17 protein-coding genes are annotated in these 22,944 nt (G+C 41.9%); 6 read left to right on the top strand and 11 right to left on the bottom strand.

Annotated features, from left to right (window positions below; genetic code table 11):
• Position 1: 1 nt before the first annotated feature.
• Positions 2-298 (bottom strand): hypothetical protein, encoded by a 297-nt coding sequence (locus ACWATR_RS08270; protein WP_460331295.1) that lies wholly within the window; start codon positions 296-298, stop codon positions 2-4.
• 417 nt (positions 299-715) lie between these two features.
• Here ACWATR_RS08270 and ACWATR_RS08265 point away from each other — a divergent pair, with 417 nt between their 5' ends.
• From ACWATR_RS08265 to ACWATR_RS08255, 3 genes are all read left to right on the top strand, one after another.
• Positions 716-1,129, top strand: a complete 414-nt coding sequence (locus tag ACWATR_RS08265) for a hypothetical protein (RefSeq protein ID WP_460331293.1) — start codon at positions 716-718, stop codon at positions 1,127-1,129.
• Positions 1,130-1,131: 2 nt separating this feature from the next.
• The gene (locus ACWATR_RS08260) at positions 1,132-4,647 is read left to right on the top strand and encodes a tetratricopeptide repeat protein (RefSeq protein ID WP_460331291.1); all 3,516 of its coding nucleotides are present in this window, start codon (positions 1,132-1,134) and stop codon (positions 4,645-4,647) included.
• Positions 4,648-5,209: 562 nt separating this feature from the next.
• Positions 5,210-5,431, top strand: coding sequence for a ferredoxin-thioredoxin reductase variable chain (locus tag ACWATR_RS08255; RefSeq protein ID WP_069068195.1), 222 nt, complete (start codon positions 5,210-5,212; stop codon positions 5,429-5,431).
• Positions 5,432-5,436: 5 nt separating this feature from the next.
• Here ACWATR_RS08255 and ACWATR_RS08250 read toward each other — a convergent pair whose 3' ends face one another.
• The 6 genes from ACWATR_RS08250 to ACWATR_RS08225 form a co-directional block, all read right to left on the bottom strand.
• Complete coding sequence (locus ACWATR_RS08250; RefSeq protein ID WP_460331289.1) at positions 5,437-5,658, bottom strand: hypothetical protein; 222 nt, start codon at positions 5,656-5,658, stop codon at positions 5,437-5,439.
• A gap of 350 nt (positions 5,659-6,008) precedes the next feature.
• On the bottom strand, positions 6,009-6,797 hold the full coding sequence (locus ACWATR_RS08245) for a YdcF family protein (RefSeq protein ID WP_460331286.1): 789 nt from the start codon (positions 6,795-6,797) through the stop codon (positions 6,009-6,011).
• Positions 6,798-6,955: 158 nt separating this feature from the next.
• Positions 6,956-7,462 carry a hypothetical protein gene (locus tag ACWATR_RS08240; RefSeq protein WP_460331283.1) on the bottom strand — a complete coding sequence of 169 codons (507 nt, stop codon included), beginning with the start codon at positions 7,460-7,462 and terminating at the stop codon, positions 6,956-6,958.
• 13 nt (positions 7,463-7,475) lie between these two features.
• Entirely contained in the window at positions 7,476-9,020 is a 1,545-nt protein-coding gene (locus tag ACWATR_RS08235; RefSeq protein ID WP_460331280.1) for a bifunctional aminoglycoside phosphotransferase/ATP-binding protein, read from the bottom strand.
• Between the two features lie 84 nt (positions 9,021-9,104).
• Positions 9,105-9,710 (bottom strand): 50S ribosomal protein L25/general stress protein Ctc, encoded by a 606-nt coding sequence (locus tag ACWATR_RS08230; protein ID WP_460331278.1) that lies wholly within the window; start codon positions 9,708-9,710, stop codon positions 9,105-9,107.
• A gap of 97 nt (positions 9,711-9,807) precedes the next feature.
• Positions 9,808-11,151: an adenylosuccinate synthase gene (locus tag ACWATR_RS08225; RefSeq protein ID WP_181931085.1), complete on the bottom strand. Its 1,344-nt coding sequence runs from the start codon at positions 11,149-11,151 to the stop codon at positions 9,808-9,810.
• Positions 11,152-11,413: 262 nt separating this feature from the next.
• On the opposite strand from ACWATR_RS08225, the gene ACWATR_RS08220 reads away from it, so the two are divergent.
• Positions 11,414-11,818: a response regulator gene (locus ACWATR_RS08220; RefSeq protein WP_460340283.1), complete on the top strand. Its 405-nt coding sequence runs from the start codon at positions 11,414-11,416 to the stop codon at positions 11,816-11,818.
• Positions 11,819-12,003: 185 nt separating this feature from the next.
• Here ACWATR_RS08220 and ACWATR_RS08215 read toward each other — a convergent pair whose 3' ends face one another.
• The 3 genes from ACWATR_RS08215 to ACWATR_RS08205 form a co-directional block, all read right to left on the bottom strand.
• Entirely contained in the window at positions 12,004-12,840 is an 837-nt protein-coding gene (locus ACWATR_RS08215) for an FkbM family methyltransferase (RefSeq protein ID WP_460331276.1), read from the bottom strand.
• 235 nt (positions 12,841-13,075) lie between these two features.
• A complete protein-coding gene (locus tag ACWATR_RS08210) occupies positions 13,076-15,493 on the bottom strand; it encodes a tetratricopeptide repeat protein (RefSeq protein ID WP_460331275.1) in 2,418 nt (805 codons plus the stop codon).
• 559 nt (positions 15,494-16,052) lie between these two features.
• Positions 16,053-16,571 carry a hypothetical protein gene (locus ACWATR_RS08205; protein ID WP_460331274.1) on the bottom strand — a complete coding sequence of 173 codons (519 nt, stop codon included), beginning with the start codon at positions 16,569-16,571 and terminating at the stop codon, positions 16,053-16,055.
• Between the two features lie 590 nt (positions 16,572-17,161).
• Between ACWATR_RS08205 and ACWATR_RS08200 the strand changes: the two genes are divergently transcribed.
• Complete coding sequence (locus ACWATR_RS08200; RefSeq protein WP_460331273.1) at positions 17,162-20,389, top strand: plasmid replication protein, CyRepA1 family; 3,228 nt, start codon at positions 17,162-17,164, stop codon at positions 20,387-20,389.
• Positions 20,390-20,419: 30 nt separating this feature from the next.
• Here the strand turns inward: ACWATR_RS08200 and ACWATR_RS08195 are convergent, their stop codons facing one another.
• Positions 20,420-20,734 carry a hypothetical protein gene (locus ACWATR_RS08195; RefSeq protein WP_460331271.1) on the bottom strand — a complete coding sequence of 105 codons (315 nt, stop codon included), beginning with the start codon at positions 20,732-20,734 and terminating at the stop codon, positions 20,420-20,422.
• A 164-nt stretch (positions 20,735-20,898) separates the two neighbouring features.
• Between ACWATR_RS08195 and ACWATR_RS08190 the strand changes: the two genes are divergently transcribed.
• A complete protein-coding gene (locus ACWATR_RS08190; protein WP_460331269.1) occupies positions 20,899-22,716 on the top strand; it encodes a tetratricopeptide repeat protein in 1,818 nt (605 codons plus the stop codon).
• Positions 22,717-22,944: the final 228 nt, after the last annotated feature.

Here is a 22,944-nt window from a genome sequence, read left to right as displayed (position 1 = left end):
ATTATACCGAAATATTGTAATGTTGATGAGAAATATTACAGTATTGATAAGGAATATTGTAATGTTGATGAGAAACATTAAAACATTGCTTATGAATATTGTAATGTTTGAGAGAAACGTTGCAGTATTGATAAGGAATATTGCAATGTTGATGAGAAATATCAAAATATTGCTTATGAATGTTGCAATGTTTGAGAGAAACGTTGCAATGTTTGCCAGAACGGCTTTTATATTCAGGATGATGGACAATAAAATTGCGATCGCTAAATGAGTCTAGATAAGTTAGCGATCGCACCACAAATAACTCTACATCACATCTTGCAACAGTATAAAAGCTAGTGGTCTATCGCATTAATTTTGTGAGGCTGCTAGATCCCCGACTTCTTCAAGAAGTCGGGGATCTGAACACGACTAACCTCTTAAAACTTTTGGGACAGACCACTAGTAGTTCGCCAAGTGAACTTGGCGGGGTAAAGGGTAAAGGGTAAGGGGGAAAGGTTTCAAATCCCTTACCCCTTACCCCTTCCCCTTTACCCAGCCATCACGCAGCATTTTTGGATTGCCAGACTACTAGCTTAATAAGACTGATAATTGATATCTTCGCAATTAGAAACTTTTTAAGCCCATTGTAAAATGTTCATGATTTTACTGAAAATCTGATAGACACCACGTAGGTCGTAGGATAATGGAAAAGTGGTGACTTTGAGGAATTGAGATGACTGATCCACTAACTACGATTGCAGCAGGGGCAATTCTCAACCTCGCATTTCAGGAGTTTGCTAAGTCGGGGGCCGGGGAAGTGGCGAAGAAGACTGTGGGCGGGGCAATTTCCTTGGCAAAGGAGCTACGAAATAAAATCACTGCTAAGTTTAAAGGAAATGTAAAAGCAGAAGCGGCGATCGCAGCAGTAGAAACTGACCATTCCCCAGCAGCGCTGAACAAGCTGGAAGTGTACTTAGATGATGCGATGGTCGATGATGCTGTGTTTGCAACAGACCTACGGCAGGTAGCCCAGCAAATTATTAATATTCAAAATCAAACCACCTCCAATCGAGACTATAAAAACTATGGGCGCGACCAAATCAATATTGAAAAAATTGAAGGTAATCCCAAAATTGGTGGTTCATAGGCATGGGAAAACGTGGTAGGCGCGGCTATGGCAACCGGGGACGCGACCAATTCAATATTGAGCAGGTGAATGGCAATGTACTGCTCAAGCCACAAGAAACAGTGCGCCCTAACGCCGAACAGAATTTGCTGGCAGAAGTTAGGAAATGGGTTCAATTAAGACTTGAGGGACAACTGCACCATGCCGTCAAGCTGAATTTGCAAAAGGAGACGCAGCCGCAGCAAGTGCGTCGTCCTTGGGGTATGGAGGTGAAAGTGGCGATCGCTCAACCAAGTCAGCTATTGTCACCAGAAACGACGATCAAGCAGGTATTTGACCAATGTGGAGAGCGGTTGCTGATTTTGGGTGAACCGGGGGCAGGTAAAACAACAAGCTTGCTGGACTTAGCTCTAGAACTCGTGGAAAAGGCAGAAAATGATCCGCAGCAGCGCATTCCCGTTGTAGTCGATCTTTCTGATTGGCAACCGACTGCATCTCAATCAAATTCTAGGCGGAGTCAAGGTACATCTAGATTACCAGGCTTTTCCAAGAAAAATCTCTCTGAGTCTCTTCCTGAAAAAGCGCCTGTTTGGTCAATTGCAAATTGGCTGGCTGGCAAGGTGCGAGAGAGATATGGCTTTTTGCCACACCAAATTAACCAATGGCTAGAGGAAAAAAGGTTAATACCTTTGCTGGATGGACTTGATGAGGTACGCCCAGAGTATCAGCAGGATTGTGTGCAGGCAATTAACCAGTGGTTAAAATCAGATTTGCGTCCGAGGCAGGTAGCGTTGTGCTGTCGGCGCGAACAGTATAACACTTATACTCAAAAGCTGGAACTCGATGGAGCCGTTTATCTCCAAGACTTGACGGATGAACAAATCCAGACTTTTTTGGCAGAGATGAACCGAGATGAACTCAAAGAAAGCTTGGTAGCAGATGAGAATTTCCTGGCGCTGATTCGCAGACCGTTGTTGCTGTCAGTGGCGGTACTTGCCTATAAGGAGCTAGATCCAACCCAGTGGCGGCGGGCGACTTCGGCAGGCGATCGCTTAAATTTACTGTTAGATGCCTATGTGCGACGGATGCTGACACAGGATACCCCTAGCCACGCCTATCGTCAGGGAAAGATTCCTAGCCCCGAACAGAGTCAGAAATGGCTAGAAATTCTGGCCTTAGAGCTTTTGCAAGAGTCAGAAACCGAGTTTTTGATTGAGCAAATTGGAACAACATGGCTGTCAACCCCCCTTCAAAAGTGGCTATTTACTGCTTTTGCCGTAATTGGTTGGGGACTAATCGTTGCCGTAATTTGTTGTGGGCTAATCGGAATTGTTCCTGTAATTTTTTGGGCGCTATTCTCTAGGTTGATCAATCTACATCGGATTGGGTTTAGCTCTCGTTTTTGGCTCGGATTGGTGATTGGCTCTTTGTATGGCTTGAAGCAGGGAATAGATGTCTTAATGAATTTGCCACAGATTGAATCAGTTGTGGGAGGCATCCAAATCTCATTCTCAAGTCTCAAACGACACAAAATATTACGCAAGCTGTCGTCTTGGAAGACTATATTAGTCCCTACTCAAATTAGCCTACTAATTAATAAATTGAATGAATTAAATATTCCAACATTGGACTTCACTTTTAATATTCCAACATTGGACTTTGACTTTGAAGAATGGCGCTTCAAAATTAAAACTTTATCAGTGCCAAATCAAGGAATTAAAAACTTGTGGCGAAATGCAATACTGATTACGATAATATTTGTGCCTTTGCATATCTTAATACTCTGTCTTGTACTACCTTCAACGATATCTCTTGTTAAGATTGTGCTAATTTCCCTGCCTATAGCTCCCCTACTATGGATTGTGATGGGAGGGGGATATGTCTGCATCAATCATTTTCTAGTGCGTTTATCTTTGTATCGCACTAACTCAATTTCTTGGGACTATGCTCGTTTTCTCAACTATGCTACAGAACGGCTATTGCTCCAGCGTGTTGGTGGTCGCTATCGCTTTATACATGACTTGTTAAGGCAGTCTCTTGCTCAACGTAGAATCGACACCCATCCACATCTAATTAGTTCTCAAGTTTTCTTTCGTTGCGGCGAAAGCTACCGCTCGATGGAACAGTATGATAAAGCATTGCAGCACTTAAATCGCGCCATTGAACTTTACCCCCGATATGTTGCGGCTATCGCAAGTCGAGGTTTGACCTATCACTTGATGAAGCGCTACGAAGAAGCGCTACAAGACTATGATCGCGCCATTGAACTTAACCCACAACATGAGCAGGTGATTGCAAATCGTGGCGAGACTTATCGCTTGATGGAACGCTACGAGGAAGCGCTGCAAGACTTCAATCGCGCTATTGAACTTAACCCCCAATATGTTGAGGCGATCGCAAATCGAGGCTTTACCTATCACTTGATGAAGCGCTACGAGGAAGCCCTGCAAGATTTCAATCATGCTATTGAACTTAACCCCCAATATGTTGAGGCGATCGCAAGTCGAGGTCTGACCCATTGCTCAATGGAACGCTACGAGGAAGCACTGCAAGATTTCAATCGTGCCATTGAACTTGACCCCCAATATGATTGGACGATCGTAAATCGAGGCTTTACTTACCGCTTGATGGAACGCTATAAGGAAGCGTTCCAAGATTTCAATCGCGCCATTGAACTCGATCCCAAACATAAGTGGCCGATCACACATCGAGGCATAACCTACTGCTTGATAGAACGCTACAAGGAAGCGTTGCAAGATTTCAATCGCGCTATTGAACTCGATCCTAAATATGATTGGGCGATTGTAAATCGAGGCTTTACTTACCGCTTGATGGAACGCTATAAGGAAGCGTTCCAAGATTTCAATTGCGCCATTGAACTCGATCCCAAACATAAGTGGCCGATCACACATCGAGGCATAACCTACTGCTTGATAGAACGCTACAAGGAAGCGTTGCAAGATTTCAATCGCGCTATTGAACTCGATCCTAAATATGATTGGGCGATCGCAAGTCGAGGCATAACCTATCGCTTGATGGAACGCTACGAAGAAGCACTGCAAGACTTGAACCGCGCCATTGAAATTAACCCCAAATATGATTGGGCGATCGCAAATCGAAGCCGTACCTATTGCTTGATGGAACGCTACGAGGAAGCCCTGGAAGACATTAACCGTGCCATTGAACTTGACCCTAAAGATGATTGCTACCGATACTTTCGTTCCCTTATCTACCTCGCCTTCCACCAAGCCGTGTCCGCCGAAGCTGATTTAAACATTGCCATCCAAATTGCCCAGCAAAAACACACCGAAAAACCCGACAATTGCCCAAACATCTTCAACCTAGCGCTTTATCACCTCGTTGCAGGCAATCTCTCAACCGCCCAAGAGTTATATCAGACTACACTTGAGCAGACCACTTCGCCAACCAAAATCCGAAATGCCATTCAAGATTTGAAGGATTTGCTGCGGGTGTTTCCTGAAAATACCTCTGCCCAGGAAGTAAAAGCAGTGCTGGAGAAAAAGCTGAAATTACATTAACGTGAATTCGACGGGGCTAAAAAATAGCAGGAGGTTAAGCAGGTAAGTCTTTTGGGTAAATGTCAAGAGATTGTTTTTTAGACAAATTAAGTATAAGCAGCCAACCCTGCTATAAAATTAACCAAAAAGTTAAACCTTTTAGGAGAGAGGCTTGGAGAGAAGTCAAAGTCTATCGCATACAAAAGAGCGATCGCAATAACAGCGCCTCTGACATACACGAAAATTGTTGAGAGAGTTGACCTGGGGAACATCCTGGAGTGAAGATAAAAGGGTTAGATATCTTGTCACAGTACTAAGCACATCTGATATCGGCTTATTTCCTTTCATTGCCCTACTTTTGGGGTAAAGATAGGGAGTAAGGGCGATAGATATTAACGCGGCAAAAAACTAAAAAAAGTACGCACGGATTGCTAATACGTGCCTGGGCGCAGAGGGTTAAATGCACCGTTGCACCCCGATGAAGCGTCAAGAAATAGCTGATTAAATCAAATTCAAAGCGATTTAATCATATATTTTGTAGCAGATACTTGTGGAAAAGAAAATGCTAGGTGTAAATGTTGTTATGAAAGTTGGCGATCGCGTCCGCGTTAAAGATTCGGTGGTAGTGTATCATCATCCTGAGCATCGGAATCAGGCTTTTGACATCAAAGGTACAGAAGGCGAAGTAATAGGTATTGCCACCCAATGGCAAGGCAGACCCGTAAGCGCTAATTTCCCAGTTGTAGTCCAGTTTAGTAAAAAGTTTAAAGCCCATTTACGTGAAAATGAGTTAGAAGTCATCTAAATGACTCATCGGCGGCGAAACCACTGAAAAATATTCAGTTCGCCGCGCATTCTTTTAAGCTCTTGGCGGTTCTGTTCTGCTGTTGTATAATACCATTCACAATAACGCTGAAACTCTGACCGTGACCGAACTTCGTGGTAGAAATGATGGGTTGTTTGGTAAGCGGCAAAAGCTTCCTCAACTTGGGGTTGAGGAGATGGCATAATATAAGGTAAATTTTTAGACATAAAGTTAATTTAGTTTGTCATTTGTCATTTGTCATTTGTCATTTGTCATTGGTCATTTGTCATTGGTAATTAAGAGTTTGAAATTCAGGCAATTAACGCACTTTATAATTAATAACTCATACCGTTTCTTTGTGAAGCTGCATATAATTCACCCCCTCTAACTCCCCCTTGCAAAGGGTGAGAACAGGATATTTCCCCCCTTTGCAAGGGGGGATTAAGGGGGGTAATTCGACTTGTGTATACACCGTAGCCTTGGTATCGGAGGGACTACAGGGGGGTATTATGATGTGCATCTTCATACAGAATTGGTATCATAACTCCTAACTCATAACTCATAACTCATAACTTGATTAAAGCCAACCGCGTAAGCGATAAACTAAAGAACCAATGTACTCTTTTAAAGCGGTGGTAAATTGGTGCAGGTTGTCGGTATCAGGTAATAAATTCAGTATAGCGGCTTTGGGAGTGCCACCAAGTTCTTGCAGTTCACCCTCACTAACAAGAAAGTCAGTCGGTGCAGGAATAGCATTGATTCCTTGACGCTGGAAAATCTGAAGCGATCGCGGCATGTGCATTGCAGAAGTAACTAATAATACCTGACTGATGCCACGAGACTCCAAAATTTTGCGGACATTCACTGCATTTTGATAAGTATTGAGTGAGTCGGGTTCCTGAACAATTGCCTCAGATGGAATGCCAATAGATGTGAGTATTGTTGCCATATCCGCCGATTCTGATGAACCGCTTCCCCGCCAATCAATGCGGCCCCCACTCAGTATGATTATAGGCGCTTTTTTTTGGCGATACAGTTGTGCAGCATAAATGACGCGATCGCCAGATTCACTCAAATCGACGGTAGGTCTTGGAGGAAAAGCTGATTTAGTTGCGCCACCCAAAACCACAATTGCTTCTGTATTAGGTATTTGACTTGGAAGATTTTGCCATTCTAGCGATCGCACTAATGATTTAGCGATCCAAGCATTACTGCAAAATAGCAATAAACTTAGGGCAAAAGCAATTGCGATCGCCGCAGTCCGAGGTCGTTTCCACAAAGTAACTAATGCTACTACCAAACTTACGCAAGCTAGTCCTAGTGGATAAAAAAATAGTGGCAGTAACTTGGAGAGATATAAAAACATATTGGGGATTGGGGATTGGGTACTGGGTAGTAGGGATTGGGTAGTAGGGATTGGGGATTAGGAAGAGGGGGGAGACAAGGGAAAGGCCTGTTGAAAATTCCCCCAGTCCCCAGTCCCCAGTCCCCAGTCCCCAGTCCCCAATCCCCAGCCCCCAACCCCTACCTTTCCCAAAACCTGAAATTGAAACTATTTCCAGGAGGGCGACGATAACGGCGGCCGGTTCTTCTTGTTTGCCGTTTGTTGATCCTCTCGTTTGTTGGTTCAACTTCAACCACTTCTGATTCTTCAACTGGCAACTGAGTTCTAATTTCTTCCTTACTTCCCCACCAAGCAGTAATCCAGCCTCCAGCTAAAGCGCCTATTCCACCCAGCAAGATACTCATGGGTGCGGGATACCCCAAATATACAAAACCAAGCATGAAAAATAACCAGTATTTCAGTCCTGTATCCACACCATCAGAGGAGGCTACAGCTGGGGCTTGGGGGCTATTACTAGTTACATTTGTGATCCAGCTTAAGATGAAACCGCCCAAGATACCTAAGAAGATGCTCAGGGGTGGTGCGGAGCCGGTCATGATTAATATAAATGTTAAAAATGCCCCAAATAACAGTTGAGAAAAGAAACTGGGAGAAATAGCAAAAAAATCGTTCTTTTTGTCTGCCATAGAGTCAAAAAAACTATTGAGAAATTACTGCTTTCAATTGTGCCTGTTGTGATTGAGTTGTATCCAAAATCTTTACGTAAGGTTCTTCTTCTGCCGTGAAAGATTCAGCTTGTTTGATTTGTGAAGCTAATAAATCGGCGGTGGCATCAGCAATATCACCAGTCCGATTGTTCAAACGCTCCTTTAGAACTTCAAGGGGTGCTGTGCATTGGATAATCTGAATGGGAAGTTGGTATTTCGTAGCTTGAGCGATCGCATCTTGCCGTAAATGCTGTTTATCATACTTGGCATCCAAAATCACCGAAAAACCTTGTTTAGCCAGTATAATTCCCAATTCCAATAGCCGTGTGTAAGTTTTTTCGGTCATCTCTGGTGTATACAAATCATCGCTACCCCGTTCCCACAGCGGAATTCCCCCTAAATGTTTCCGCACTGCATCTGAACGAAGCTGAATTGCTCCTAGCTCACGGGCTAAATACTTTGCTGTAGTACTTTTACCAGAACCCGACAACCCCGACATCAAAATCAGTTGTCCCAGCTTTGGTTTAGTGTAATCCCAAGCCTGTTTGTAATACTCAGCGGCAGTTTTTGTCGCTTCTTCCTTTACCGTCGCAGGTACACTCGGATCATCTAGCAAAAATGAAGTTACCTTTGCCCGGACATAAGCCTGACGACTTAAATACAAAGGCAATACCTGTAAGCCTTCCCAGTCTCCAGTTTGCTCTATATAGGCATTTAAAAACGCATTACCCAAGTCTTTGCGCTGGCGGGCTTCCAAATCCATCACCGTAAACGCCACATCGTACATTACATCGACAAAGCGAAACGGCTCATTAAACTCAATGCAATCAAACAGCAAGATTTTATCGTGCCACAGGGCAATATTTCTCAGGTGTAAATCCCCGTGACATTCACGAATGTAATTGTTGTGAATTCTGCTAGCAAATAATTCTGAACGTTCTGCAAAAAAGTTATCTGTATATTGCTTTGTTTCTGTAAATTGCGCCTGAGTCTGGGGGCCACCAATATAGTTCTCAGTTTGCTGATAATTCTCATCAAGAGCAGCCCGGACATTTGCTACTTCACCAAAAGTGCGAATATAATCATTCGTCTGTGCTTCGGCATGGTATTGAGCCACCACCCGTCCCAACTCTTCTAGGTGTGTCTCACTTAACTTACCGTGTTCAAAAAGTGTACTCAATAGTGACTCTTGAGGAAACTGGCGCATCTTCAGCACGTATTCTACAGCTTCGGCTGTTCCCCCTAACTGGTATTGCTCCCCTACCAAAGTTATGGGCAAAACTTCTAAATACAGTTCACTAGCACCCCGCTGATTTAACCGCAACTCTTCCTGACAAAAATGCTGCCGCTTATCTAAGGTAGAAAAGTCCAAAAAGCCAAAATTCACAGGTTTTTTCAGCTTATAAGCGTAATCCCCAGTTAACAGCACATAAGAAACGTGAGTTTGAATTAATTCAATGGGTTCTGTTACCGTATGGGGATAAAATCCAGGCTGCAACATTTGCTGAATTAGGACTGGAAGAGTTGCTTCTGTCATTTTTATTCCTCTGCGGTTCAAATACAGAAAAACCAGGAGTTATCCCCCTGGTGACATCAAAAATTATTACACAGTTTACCTAGCTTAAGAAGCTGTTTCAGTTTCAGTTTCAGTACCAGCATCTTCAGCGCTAATTTGTGGTGGCAAAACGCTGACAACAAGCCGCTCCAATTCCGCTAGAGGTGTTACACCTTCAGGAAAGGCTATATCACTAATACTTAAGCTGTCTCCAATTTGCAGGTTAGAGACATCGATTTCGATTACATCTGGGATATTTTCTGGTGCACAACTTACTTGCAATTCAGAAATTACGGTGTCTAAAACACCACCATCTTGTTTAACACCAATAGCAGTACCTACAAAACGCAGCCGAACTTCTACAGTTGTGTCGCCGTGGCCAGCAACCGCGAAAAAGCTGAGGTGGTAAGGTGTACCTTTGGCTGGATGGATCTGAAGTTCCCGCAGCAAAGTTTTGCCGCGCCAAGGTGCATCAGCAATATTCAACTCAATCAAGGTGTTGTTAACGGAAGCTCTTTTGAGCAAACGCTCAACAGTTTTGGCTTCAATGGTCAAAGAAATGGATTCTGTACCCTTATGACCATACAAATTGGCAGGTATCAGTCCAGCACGGCGCAAAGCTCTTGGCTTGCTGCCTTCTGGACGTTTTTGAGATTCGACTGTAATAGCCATAGAAGTTGTCCTTTGTCATTTGTCAGTTGTCATTTGTCATTTGTCAGTTGTCATTTGTCATTTGCTAATGACCAATGACTAATGACTAATGACCAATTTACGCACTTAGTAAGGTAGCAGGTGTGCCATCGGGGTGCAATAAAGCGCGTTTAGGCCCGTGGATGGGGTCTTCTACGATTATGGTTTGATCGCGGCTTGCTCCTAGTGAGACGATCGCAATCGGGACTTCCATCAATTCAGCGAGGAATTTTAGATAGTCTAGTGCTTGCTGTGGCAAGTCTTCCAGGGTGCGGCAGTGTGTTGTTGACACTTTCCAGCCTGGTAAGGTTTTGTAAATAGGGCGACATCTCGCAAATTGACGAGAACTGGTGGGGAAGTGTTCGCTGCGTTGACCATCGATGTCATAGGCGACACAAACTTGAATTTCCTCTAATTCATCCAGGACATCTAGTTTGGTGAGCGCCATACAATCCATGCCGTTAATCCGCACGGCATAGCGACCGATAACGGCATCAAACCAGCCACAGCGCCGTTTGCGTCCAGTAGTTGTGCCAAATTCGGCCCCGCGATCGCACAACAATTCTCCCAACTCTCCATCCAATTCCGTGGGAAATGGCCCTTCTCCCACACGGGTTGTATAGGCTTTCGACACCCCAATTACCCGGTCAATCATTGTCGGCCCTACCCCTGCACCAACGCAAGCCCCCCCCGCCACAGGATTGGAGGAGGTGACATAAGGATAAGTTCCGTGATCTAGGTCAAGGAGCGTGCCTTGTGCGCCTTCAAACAAAATATTGCGCCGTCGTTGAATCGCATCGGATATCTTTAACGATGTATCAATCACGTAAGGTCGCAAGCGTTCTGCATAACCCAAATACTGTTCAATCACCTCTTGTGCATCTAGAGGCGGCAAGTTGTAAAGCTTTTCTAAAATGACGTTTTTATAATTAATCGTCCACTCTAACTGCTCACGTAGTCCATCAGGGTTCATCAAGTCTAAAACCCGAATGCCTGTACGTTCAGATTTGTCAGCATAAGTCGGCCCAATGCCCCGACCTGTTGTGCCGATCTTATAGCTTCCCCGTCGTTCTTCAGATGCCTGGTCAATCAATCGATGATAAGGCATCGTTACGTGGGCTGTCTCAGATATCAGCAGGTGGTCAGTGGAAATATTTAATTCTTTTAGTTGGTCGAGTTCTGCGATCAAAATCTGTGGATCGATTACTGTTCCACAGCCGATAATGCAATCGGTATTTGGATACAAAATACCAGAGGGAATCAAGTGCAGCTTAAAGGTCTGACCTTTGACTACAATCGTGTGTCCAGCATTGACACCCCCTTGGTAACGCACCACAACATCTGCGGAACGGCTGAGTAAGTCAGTTATTTTACCTTTTCCTTCATCGCCCCATTGGGCACCTATGACAATGACGTTAGCCAAGAGCTTATATTAAGAAGTAAAGTTTCCACAAACTATTATTATTAACATATTGTTTGAATCATGTCAATCTAATTGCCTTGAATGAATAATAACTTTTGTTTATCAATAATCAGCCCCAAAATCAACCTGCCTCCTACCCAAATATGGGGTCTACTTGTGCAAAATGTTCTGGCAGTAGGAAAATAGATGAAGCGGTATGCCTCCTGCCCTCTGCCTTTCTTCGGTAAAAGTCACAGCAAGTAAGGATAAAACATCATTTATTATGCAACCTTCTGGAACTCTTGCCGGTTTAAATATCCTGGTAGTTGAGGATGATGATGATACTCGCTTCTTTATCGCTACTGTCTTGGAAATGGATGGAGCAAAAGTTATAGCAGTGATATCAGCAGCAGCGGCACGCGAAGTATTGTCTGAATTACAACCCGATGTTTTAGTTTGTGATATCGGGCTACCTGGAGAAGATGGATACACTTTCATCAACAAAATTCGTGCGCTCAAACCAATGAATGGTGGACGAATCCCGGCTATTGCTTTAACAGCCTATGCTGATAGTGAAGCTCGAATTCGTGCCTTGGAAGCTGGATTTGACACTCATGTATCTAAACCGATTGCTCCAGAAGAACTAGTTGAAATAGTGGCTTGTTTGGTTGCTTCTTGTAATTGGTAATTATTGTAATTAGTGGCTGCGTTGACAGTTGCGATCGCCCGCACTCCTCCTGTACCCAGGTCTAAGCCAACTACGATGTCAGTCAATTGCCCCTCCAAATTCTTAATCGTGACATATTCCTATACTGACTGCAAGGATTACAGTGTAGGCTTAAATGCAAGACAACTTATAAGAAAGAGGTCATTTCAGACTGTAAAAATAATATCGATATGATGAGTTTTTTGTTGCTCAAAGTAATTCATAATGGCAGGAATATCTCTGCTAAACTTAAGTAATCTACCACTTCTTTCAACTAAGGAAATATGATAACCAATATCTAAAATTAGCTCTAAAAAATCAGATGGTTCTATACCGCCGAATAATTTTAGATTTAAAGGTGCAAATTCTGCAAAGATAATCGGCTTATCTCGCTTAAGAATATTCAGCATACCCCGGATGGCATACGGTTCATGTCCTTCGATATCAATTTTGATTATATCTACTCTATTTTCTATTAAAAAAGTATCAAGTTGAACAGCCTCTATCTTTTTTAAGTATGCGTTTGGAGCAGAAATTAGAGATTTTAATAAATCTTCATTTTCAGAAGTAACCCTTGCTCCGGAATTAGATGTATTACCAAGATCAGAAATAATAATAGTTTTATTAGCGTCACTGACAGCAAAATTATATGCTTGGATAATTTCCTCAAATGCGTTATAGATAATACTCGTTTTCAAGAGTTTAAAATTGTTGTTATCAGGTTCAAAACTAAACACTTTACCACGGGGACATTGGCTGGCAGCTAGTAAACTGTAATAGCCTATATTAGCTCCAATATCTATAACACAAGAGTCTGGCTTGAGATATTTGACAAAAGTTTCTGATATGCTTTGTTCATAGCTACCTTTCATAAATAGTGGGCGGCCAATATATTTGTCTTGAATATTCAAAAGAATATAAAAGTTATAGGGTGTGATTTTCTTAAATACATTACTACAATTGGCAAAAGGCTTGAGCAAAATATCAGGAACACGTCCTAGCATTTCAACCCGTAGGTTCCGCAGTTTTGACTCCCAAGACTTAAACATAGATTTACATAGAAAATTTACCTCAGCATTATATGACTAGACCTAATGATACAGCAATAAGTTTTAGTACAAAATGAGGAATTTATCAATCTTGAAATTAGGTATGACTTTACGGTTGTTTTTATTACATGGATAAAATCATAATCCCTGCGGAGGGCTGTGCTTATGTACCTCTATCTATTGCAAAAACTTAGTGCGATCGCTTGTATTTTTCTAGCAATTGCGGCAAGTAATCATAACCGTCAACACCAATAAATTTAATGATGTTCGTTCGGGACTTTACTATTAATTGCTGTACAGCTTCATCTCCTAATTTACTCTGTAAAATTGTTAGTAAACCAGCCGCTTGCCGCCATTCAACCGCCGTAATTTGCTCTAATAAATACATCCCCAGACAGCTATTGTATACAGCTTTTTCATAATTATTCAGGTTGTAGTAACTTTCCGCCAAATACAAAAAGTTCACCCCTTGCAGATATTTATCACTAGAAAACTGCACCGCCTCAGTGCCTTTTTCGAGGTATTCTACAGCAGCTTGGGGTTTTTCTAAGGCGACGTGAGCAATACCAAGACTGATGTAACAAAGGGCTTGAGTTTGACGAGCAGCCAAGGTGATACCAAATCGTGAATCACTCAATTTTTCTGACAATTCCAAACCTCGGCGCAAGTATTCTATTGCTTGTTCATAGACATCTGGTTCTACGCGTTCTATCTGCTGCGCTGCAAACACTTCGCTATAGCCTAAAGTTGCCAAGGCGTGAGCTTCTCCCAAGCGATTGCCTGCTTGACGAGCCAAAATTAATGCTCTCTGGCTGTAGTTAATCGCCTGAGAATAATCTTTTTGAGCAACGCAAACACGGCTACTGTGGTTGAGATTGGCAATTTCACAGGGTTGATCTCCGGCTTGGCGGGCAATTTCTAAGGCTTCCTGGTGAAATGAGTTCGCCTCTGGATATTTACCTAAAATAAACTGGGAATAGCCCAACAGCGTTAATATCCGCGCTTTTTCTTGGGTACCTTCCACTTCTTTGAGTGGTGTATTCAAATAAGCGATCGCATCTTGCAGCGAATCTCTACCGAAAAAGGCAAACGCCCCACCGTAAAGGGGAAAGTATTCACGATGGGCAAAAGTTCTGAGAATTTGTAAGACGATCTGAAAACAGGCTTTCGCTAATTCTTCGCCTTTGCTGCGGAAACCATTAGATAACTCACACCAAACTACAGCGAAACTGAGAAAAGTGGCAATGGACGCAGATGTACCCCATTTGGAATCATAAGGTTGTCTTTCAAACCAAGTCACCAAACCTTGCTGCATTCTTTGCAGAATTACTGTCAATTCCACCCAGTCTTTCATATTTATATCTGACTGGTGAACAACTATCTCTGTTGCAGAACCGCCATCTGCCAATGTAGAAAATAATAGTTTTGGCAAGGGACTGTTGACTTTTAGTGCCCATGAAGCCCAAGGATCTTGTTTTGATCTGGACTCTTTCAATCCTAATGGAGTTGCTTTTGGCTCGTAAATCCAACTGACAAGAGAACCTTCCAATTGCTGATAGGATTCTACGCCGTTAGCAATGCCGATCGCTAGTTGTTGTATTTCTTGTTTTCGGTGGAGATCCTCGTGTGAAGATGCGGCTTCCTTTAACTCTTGCGCCAGCTGTTGTAATTGACTTTGGCTGAAAACTTGGTTTTGGTTAGGGTCAATAATTTGTAACAAGACTGAAAAGCGAGAAGCTTCTGAGGCTGTGAGAATTTGTTGCACAGCTGCGGTGACTGCGGCTTGATTCCGTTTTTGTTTTTGGACTCGTTCCCATTCCCCTTGAATACTTTGTAATGCCTTTAGGGTACGATTTAAACGAGCTTTTTTTAACTCAGGAGTCTCTTTTTGGAACAAACTCGGAGAATTTATCACCTGATCTAGTTCAGATTGCGTGGAATGCAAGCGATCGCTCAAACAGCGTTCAAAGATTTCACCATTACCACTGCTCACATTTTCTACTAATTGGCGATGTATATACTCTTTGGAACTGATTTGACCTTTGAGAGCGGTATCAACAATTTCCTCAATTAACTTGTGGTATGAGTCAGATAATAAATTAAATGCTGCGGCTGGCGTAGATTCTGCTGCTAGATTATTTGTTTCCGAAGTAGAGGAATCGGATATTTCTTCTTTATTTGGCGTTACTAAAGTTTCTTCAGAAGTAGGGGAATCGGATATTTCTTCTTTAGTTGGTGTTGCTAAAGTTTTCCGAGAATTTGTCGGTGACGCATTTGCTTTAGAATTAGATAAGTAATAATCTGCTAAGGAGCCGCAGAGAAACTCTTCACGAAAGCGGTTTATTTTGGCACGTGACTGGATTTTGCGGTAACGACGTTTCTGATACCATAAACCAGAAATGAGTAAGCCTGCGATCGCTCCGATGCCAACTCCTACCATCGCAACCTTGGCATCTTCTAAAGCTTGATTTTGTTGTCCAGGTTCAACAGTCGGATTGGAAGATGCACTTTCAGCAATAGCATAGTCACTCCCTGAACTTAGCTGTACGCTAGTTGCGATCGCTGCAACCGATAGTATAAATCTAAATATTAACTTTGATTTCCACATAATTTGAATAGTTAAAAAATATGTTAACGATTTCTCAGTTGCTTCTAATTTAATGGAGACATCAGACAAAACAGAGTTTTTCGGAGACTAAGCGCCTCCCCAAAGAGTGAATAGTCAAGGAACAAGCTAACTAGATCCCTCTTTTACCAAGGAAGTTCCTCTCCACTCACTATAGAAAATAAACTTTGTCAACAGCAATTTCCGGAAGATGTTCTTATTTTTTAACATTATTTCTGCGTCTATGAATCTTGACAAAGCCATATATTAGTACTATTTCTCCAAGTATCTGTATCAGGTATTTTTTCAGGAGGCAGAAGGCAGGAGGCAGGAGGACAGGAAGCAGAAGGAATCCCCATAAATAAATTTAGGGGATTTAATAAGGACGCTGTATTTCTTGCGCTGTGCGTCTCGAAATAGATATTTTTTTGTTTTTCATAAATAAATTTACTTGCTCTAAACCCGCTTGACAGAGGTCAAAAATATATTTTCTTCCTCCTACCCTCTGCCTCTCCTGATAAAATTTCAACTTTAAGAGACTTGTACGGAGTTTCTAGCTACCTTACTCTTCAATTTCTCTGTGTGCAGTTCTATTTATAGAATAGGTACTTCCCCGAAAGCTCAATTTATGGGTAACAGGAGTTATGGTGACTCCATCTGATTTGGCATTGGGGTCAGCACAAACAAAATAGGTACATCCTCGAAAGCTCAGTTTATGGGTTACAGGAGTTATGGTAACTCCATCTGATTTGGCATTGGGGTCAGCACGATAGCAAGCCCCACGGTAGATTAAGTTATAATCTGGTTCCGATTTGGGAACAGGCTGTTGTGGATATTGTGTTTCCCTGCTGACTATTTTGCTTGTATAGTATTCGTAGCTTGTACTGATAAGAATAAGAATTAATAGTAGAAGTAAAATCTGCCAAGGAGCTAACATTAAACCCAAAATCAGACTGATAGCTGCAAATACAGCTATTAAATGTGAAATTTCATTATTATTTCTTTTTAATAAAAAATAGCCAGTGATGAAAAAAGCACACGGTATAATCAAAAGATACAAAGCCATATTTTCTAAATTCATAACTAAAAGCAAAGGATTTATAAAGCAGATTGAACTTATTTGAAAAGCTGTTGTTTATTTTACCTCCAATCAGCTTTAGTCGTTACCGTGTTACTTGAGTAAAAGTGTTACGTCAAGTTATCTGTATTAGCTGCGATCGCAAAGAAAAATTAACAGTTAAGGCTATCTCAAACCTTAGTTAGCAAACCTTTGGAGTGAGGTTAAAGGATTCTGTAGAGTGAGGGGTTTTGTCTCTATTCATTCAGAGAGGTGACAATCTCACACATGAAGCGTGGTACAGGTGGATGCTCAGTGTAAAGCCTTTGCTGAACTTGATGAAGATATTACCTCATAGCGATGTCATGCAGCGATCGCATTCCTGAACGCAGAAATTTACTGATAAATAAAAATTAAAAGCGAACAAATATCACAATACAAAATTATTACTTTGGGGATCTAATAGGCAGAATAACCCACTAGAGCCTTAACCGATGTGCTTCTTGCAACGAAGTAAAAAAAGCATCATAAAAGCCTCGCAATCTCGCGTATTAAAAAAAAGCAGATGCATGTTACTGTTTTAATCTCATTGTCTTCCCTTCGCGCCTTTCCCTATGCATCTGCACTATTTACACCCCCAACACCTTGAAGAATTAGTCAAGAGTAGTGGTATAGACTTACACTTAGTGCATCTCAATTTTAGGTCGCTCCAAGGTGTAACAGCTTATGAGTACCTGTTGATTTCTGAGCTACTCCCCCGCACGAATACCGGAATGGTGAAAGCCGCATGGTTGCAGCGTTACGCTCACATCACAGAAGGTGGTTGGTGGTGTTCGGGACTAGACCCTTTGAATAATTGGCAAATGATGGAATGGGGATGCTTTAAGCCAAACCAACCCCGACAAAACCACAATGGCAAATCCATCAAGTACGAGCATCCCCCCAGCACGCCAACGCGGGTATTTTGTTTGCGGGTAACGTTGCAAGTGTGGCAGCAAGTCGCTGGGCGTTACAATCTGGTCATGCCCGACAATATCACCATTACTGCTGATGGTGAAGCTAAAGGCTTTTGGCAATGGGTGATGCAACAGAACATTCCCCTCGTCATCTGCGAGGGTGTAAAGAAAGCAGCTACCTTGTTGACGCAAGGATATGTAGCTATTGCCATTCCCGGAATTACCAGTGGTTATCGGGTTGTAAAAGATGAATTTGGTAAAGTTACCCGTCGTCAGCTAATTCCTGATTTAGCAGCATTTACGCTTACAAACCGCAGCTTTTATATTTGCTTTGATTTTGAAACTCAACCCAAGACAATTGCTGCTGTAAATAATGCCATTTCTCAACTTGGTTGTTTATTCCAGCAAAAAAATTGCCCTGTGAAAGTCATCGAACTTCCAGGAATAGAAAAAGGGGTTGATGAATTTATTATTGCTAAGGGTGCAAGTAGTTTCGAGAAAGTTTATCGCCAAAGTATTGATTTAGAAATTTATCTTGCTCAAACTAAACCCCACACCGAGTTAAGCATTCCTGCGGCACTTACCTTTAACCGTCCTTATATAGGTGAAATACCTTTCCCCACTTCTGGATTAGTAGGAGTCAAATCAGCGAAAGGAACGGGGAAAACGACAGCATTGCAAGGTGTTGTTCAGCAAGCAAAAAGTAGAAATCAACCCGTTTTATTAATTACTCATAGAATCCTACTTGGACGATTTTTATGTGAAAAAATTGGTATTCAATGGGGAACACATAAAGAAGATGGCGAGAAAAGGATTAATAAAACACTTACTCCTGCTCCTCCGATTCTTCGCTCTCTTTTTCCTCAGCCTTCCCTCGGCTTGTGCGTTGATTCTATTTGGAAACTTAACCCGGAAAATTGGCGCGGGGCAATAGTAATTTTAGATGAAGTAGAGCAATCTTTATGGCATCTGTTAAATAGTAATACTTGTAAGCATAAGCGGGTAAAAATCTTAAAGTTATTCCAGCAACTTATTGCAACAGTTTTAACTAGTGGAGGGTTAGTCATTGCCCAAGATGCTGATTTATCAGATGTTTCACTTGAATATTTGCAGGGATTGGCAGGAATTAAATTAACACCTTGGGTAGTTCTCAACCAGTGGAAACCTCAGCATGGTTGGGATGTGACTTTTTATGATTCACCAAACCCAACACCGCTAATTCATCAATTGGAATTGGATTTACTTGCGGGACGTAAATGTTACGTTACTACCGATAGTCGGGCTGGGCGTTACAGTTGTGAAACAATTGAACGTTATCTGAAAGAACGGCTACAAAAATTACGGCGACAATTTCCTAAAACTCTGGTAGTTAGTAGTCACACTACAAACACACCTGGTCACGCAGCAGTTGATTTTATTGCAGCCATTAATCAAAAAATATCCGAATATGACGGCGTTTTTGTTACCCCTAGCCTTGGTACAGGGATTAGTATTGATGTCCAACATTTTGATCGAGTTTATGGCATTTTTCAAGGGGTAATTCCTGACTCGGAAGCAAGACAAGCTTTAGCAAGAGTTAGGGATGATGTACCGCGTGTTGTCTGGTGCGCTAAACGAGGTATTGGTTTAATTGGTAGCGGGAGTACAAATTATCGCTTGCTATCTGATTGGTATCAGGAAAATCAAAAGGAAAACTTAGCTTTGCTGAGTCCATTGCATAAAATAGATGTAGATTTACCTTTAGTTTATGACCCAATTCATTTGCGAACTTGGGCGAAGTTATCTGCAAGGGTAAATGCTTCTATTCGCCTCTATCGGCAATCGATGCAAGATGGTCTAGTTGCTGATGGACATCAAATTCAGGTGCGGAGTAATGCAGTTCACAATAATATTATTCGAGATTTACGCCTAGCCTTTTTGGCAACTGATGCTGATGATTTAGCTACCCGCAGAAGATTAATTTTAGAAATTGTCAAGGTTCAAAAAGATTGGGCACAAAGTCGTCAAAAAGCTAAAGAAATTAAACGCAAAATTAAAGAGATTAAGCAGCAAAATCAACTATCGGTAGCATCTGCTGTAGCCAATGCTAAAGATATCGATTCTGTAGAATATGAGCAGATGTTAGTTAAGCATTCCCTAACGGATGGAGAACGCAACCAAATTAATAAATATGTTCTTAGACAAAGATATGGTGTACAAATTACTCCTTGGCTGAAATTACAGGATGAACAAGGATATTATCGTCAGTTGTTAATTCACTATTATTTAACTCACGAAAGCGAGTATTTTCACGTTAGAGATGAGCAAGAATGGCATCAGCAATTGTCTTGGGGTGAAGGGAAAGTTTTTCTCCCAGATTTAAAAACTTACACGCTCAAAGTTGAAGCGATGAGAGCATTAGGAATGCTTCAGTTTCTCGAAGAAAAACGAGAGTTTTCTGAAAATGAGCCAGATTTGATATTGCTAAAAAATGTTGCTTTTCAGCATAGTAAGCATATCAAAAGAGCGCTTGGAATTAATTTAGTTGGCGAGAAAGAGCAGGTTTCGGCAATAAAAATACTCAGCCGATTGTTAAATTTGTTGGGTTTGAAGTTGAAGCGAGTCAATGAGGCTTACCAAATTGATTTAGAAACGCTATATGATGGCAGAGAGAAAATATTTGCTGTTTGGCATCAACGAGATGAGTTGATGTTGGCTCAAGTTAAGAGTGTTGGTTATGAGTTACCTGATTATTCTTCAGACTGCAAGTTTGAAATTATGCAACCGCAGTCTGAAAAGGTAGACGATAAATTATCTACGTCTACTCTGTCTTTATCGGGAGCATCCACTTTTGGAAGAAACACCGGGCGATTGGAAATCGCGGCTATACAGACTAAACCCGCCTGAAGAACTTTTCAAGAGGGGTTTTGTAATAGCCTACTCCATTGGATCGTCTCTGCCAATGCCAAGCGATCGCAACTGCACTCTCACACTATCCCAATCTTGCCCGCAGTAGTAGTATTTTTTTTGGCGTAAGTCTGCTAGATAGTAGCCAATTTTTCCGCCATTAATCCGAAATAACTCAACAACAACTTTCTTTTTAGTTGTGCCAAACATGAATTCGATATCGCCATCTGGTAAATTTAATGGGTTGTAAAAAGTTTTACCTGTTATAAACTGCCAGTAAGACCTTTCGGGTGTGATTTTGCGCTCAATGACTCGAAACCTAATGGGGTGAATTATGCTGTTCATAACTTTTAATCTTTAATTGGACTTTCAAATAAATGAAACTCATTCGCGCAATTGAAACAAAAAATCCTAGCAACCGGCACAATAGTAGTTGGAATAATTTTGAAAACATATCGTTAACAATCCCGATGCTTTAGGCTAGAGAATGTCAAAAGCAAAAAAATTATATGAATGCGGAAGATTTTTTTAACCAAGGATTAAACCAAAATTTGCAAGGAGACTATCAAGCCGCGATCGCAGCTTACACCCAAGCAATCAAGCTAAATCCTGACTATGCCGAAGCTTACCACAATTTAGGGCTGATTTTAAGTGGTCAACTCAAAGATTATCGCAGTGCGATCGCTAACTTCAATCGCGCCATCGAAATCAATCCCAATTTTGCCATCGCCTATTACAACCGGGCTAATGCTCGTTACTTTTTAGCTGATTATCAAGAAGCGATCGCAGATCATAACGTCGCATTACAAATCGATCCGAATCTGGCGCAATCTTACCACAGCCGCGGCAATGCCTACTTTGCTTTGGAAAACTACGACCAAGCGATCGCAGATTATATTCAAACAATCGAAATGAGTACCCAATTAGCTGATAATATCAATATTGATATTGCCAATGCTTACCATAATCGGGGCGTAACTCGTTTTGAACGTGGCGACCATCAAGGAGCGATCGCAGATTTTCAGCAAGTTTTACAATGGCATCCCCATTTTGCCGCAGCTTACAGCAATCGCGGCAATATTCACCATATCTTAGGAAATTATCACGAAGCGATCGCTGACCACAACCAAGCATTACAATTAGATCCTAACTTGGCAGAGGCTTATCATAACCGAGGTAATGCCTACTACGCTTTAGCAGATTATCAAAGTGCGATTGCAGATTACAACCGTGCCTTAGAAATCAATCCCAGCTTTGCCGGAGCGTACTATAATCGGGGTCTTGTGCTTGCTCACCTCAAAAACTATCACGAAGCAATTGAAGACTTTAACCAAGCATTAAAGCTGAATCCTGATGATGTGCAAGCTTATTGTGAGCGTGGTTTGGTTCGTAGTAATCTTGAAGATTACGAGGGTGCGATCGCAGATTATGACCAAGCGTTACAAGAAAATCCCACTCTAGCTTTAGTATACGGCTTTCGGGCTAATGCTCGTCGCCGATTGGGAGACTATCAAGGTGCAATTGAAGATAGCAATCGCCTATTACAACTCAATCCTAATTTAGCAGAAGGATATTGCGATCGCGCAGCGGCTCGTCGTTCTGTAGGAGATCATAAAGGCGCAATTAAAGATTATGATCGAGCATTGCAAATTAATGATAATTTAGCCGCAGCTTATTATGGTCGGAGTATTGCCCGTGAAGCTCTGCAAGATTTACAGGGTGCAATTGATGATAACACTCAAGCTATAGAACTTGTTCCTAATTTTTCTCAAGCCTATTGTAATCGGGGAAATGCGCGTCGTCTTTTAGGAGATGAACAAGGAGCGATCGCAGATTATAATCAAGCATTAAAAATTAATCCTGATTTAATTGAAGCATATTACAACCGGGGTTCTACCCACTATGCTTTAGAAGAATATGAAAGTGCGATCGCAGATTACACCCAAGCATTACAATTTAATCCCCAATCTGCTGCATTTTACAGCGATCGGGCTAATGCTCGCTATGCCCTAGAAGATTATCAAGGGGCAATAGAAGATTACAGTCGAGCGATCGCGATCGACCCCAGCTTTGCCGAAGACTGGTACAATCGGGGTCGTAGTCGTTCTCTGTTGGGAGATTTACAAGGAGCGCTTGCAGACTTAAACCAAGCTTTACAGCGTCAGCCTAATTGGGCTTCAGCTTACATCCTTCGGGCAGATGTCTACCGCAATCTGGGAGACTCTCAAGGAGCAATTGCCGATTTCCAGAAATCCGCAGACTTGTATTATCAAGAAGGAAATATCCAGTATTATCAACAAATTATTGAGCTAATTGAACAGCTTTGAAGAACCCCATCCCGCCAAAGCTGTGCTTTGTCTCCCCTCCCCAAGAATAAGGCTACAGTGTACACATAAGCCTGAAATAAGTTTACTCACCTGTTTTTTCGCGTCAGTTATACCCCACCCTAACCCTCTTTCAAGGGTAGGGGTTTAAAAATCTCGAAAATAGTTGAGAATTTTCTCAACTGTTTAACATGGTTTGGTCGTTTCAGGATTTAAGCGTCGGCTGAAATA

It is taken from the genome of Nostoc sp. UIC 10890 (genome assembly GCF_054786515.1).
Note: the sequence above shows the minus strand (reverse complement) of the source record. Positions and strands in the feature narration are given on the sequence as shown.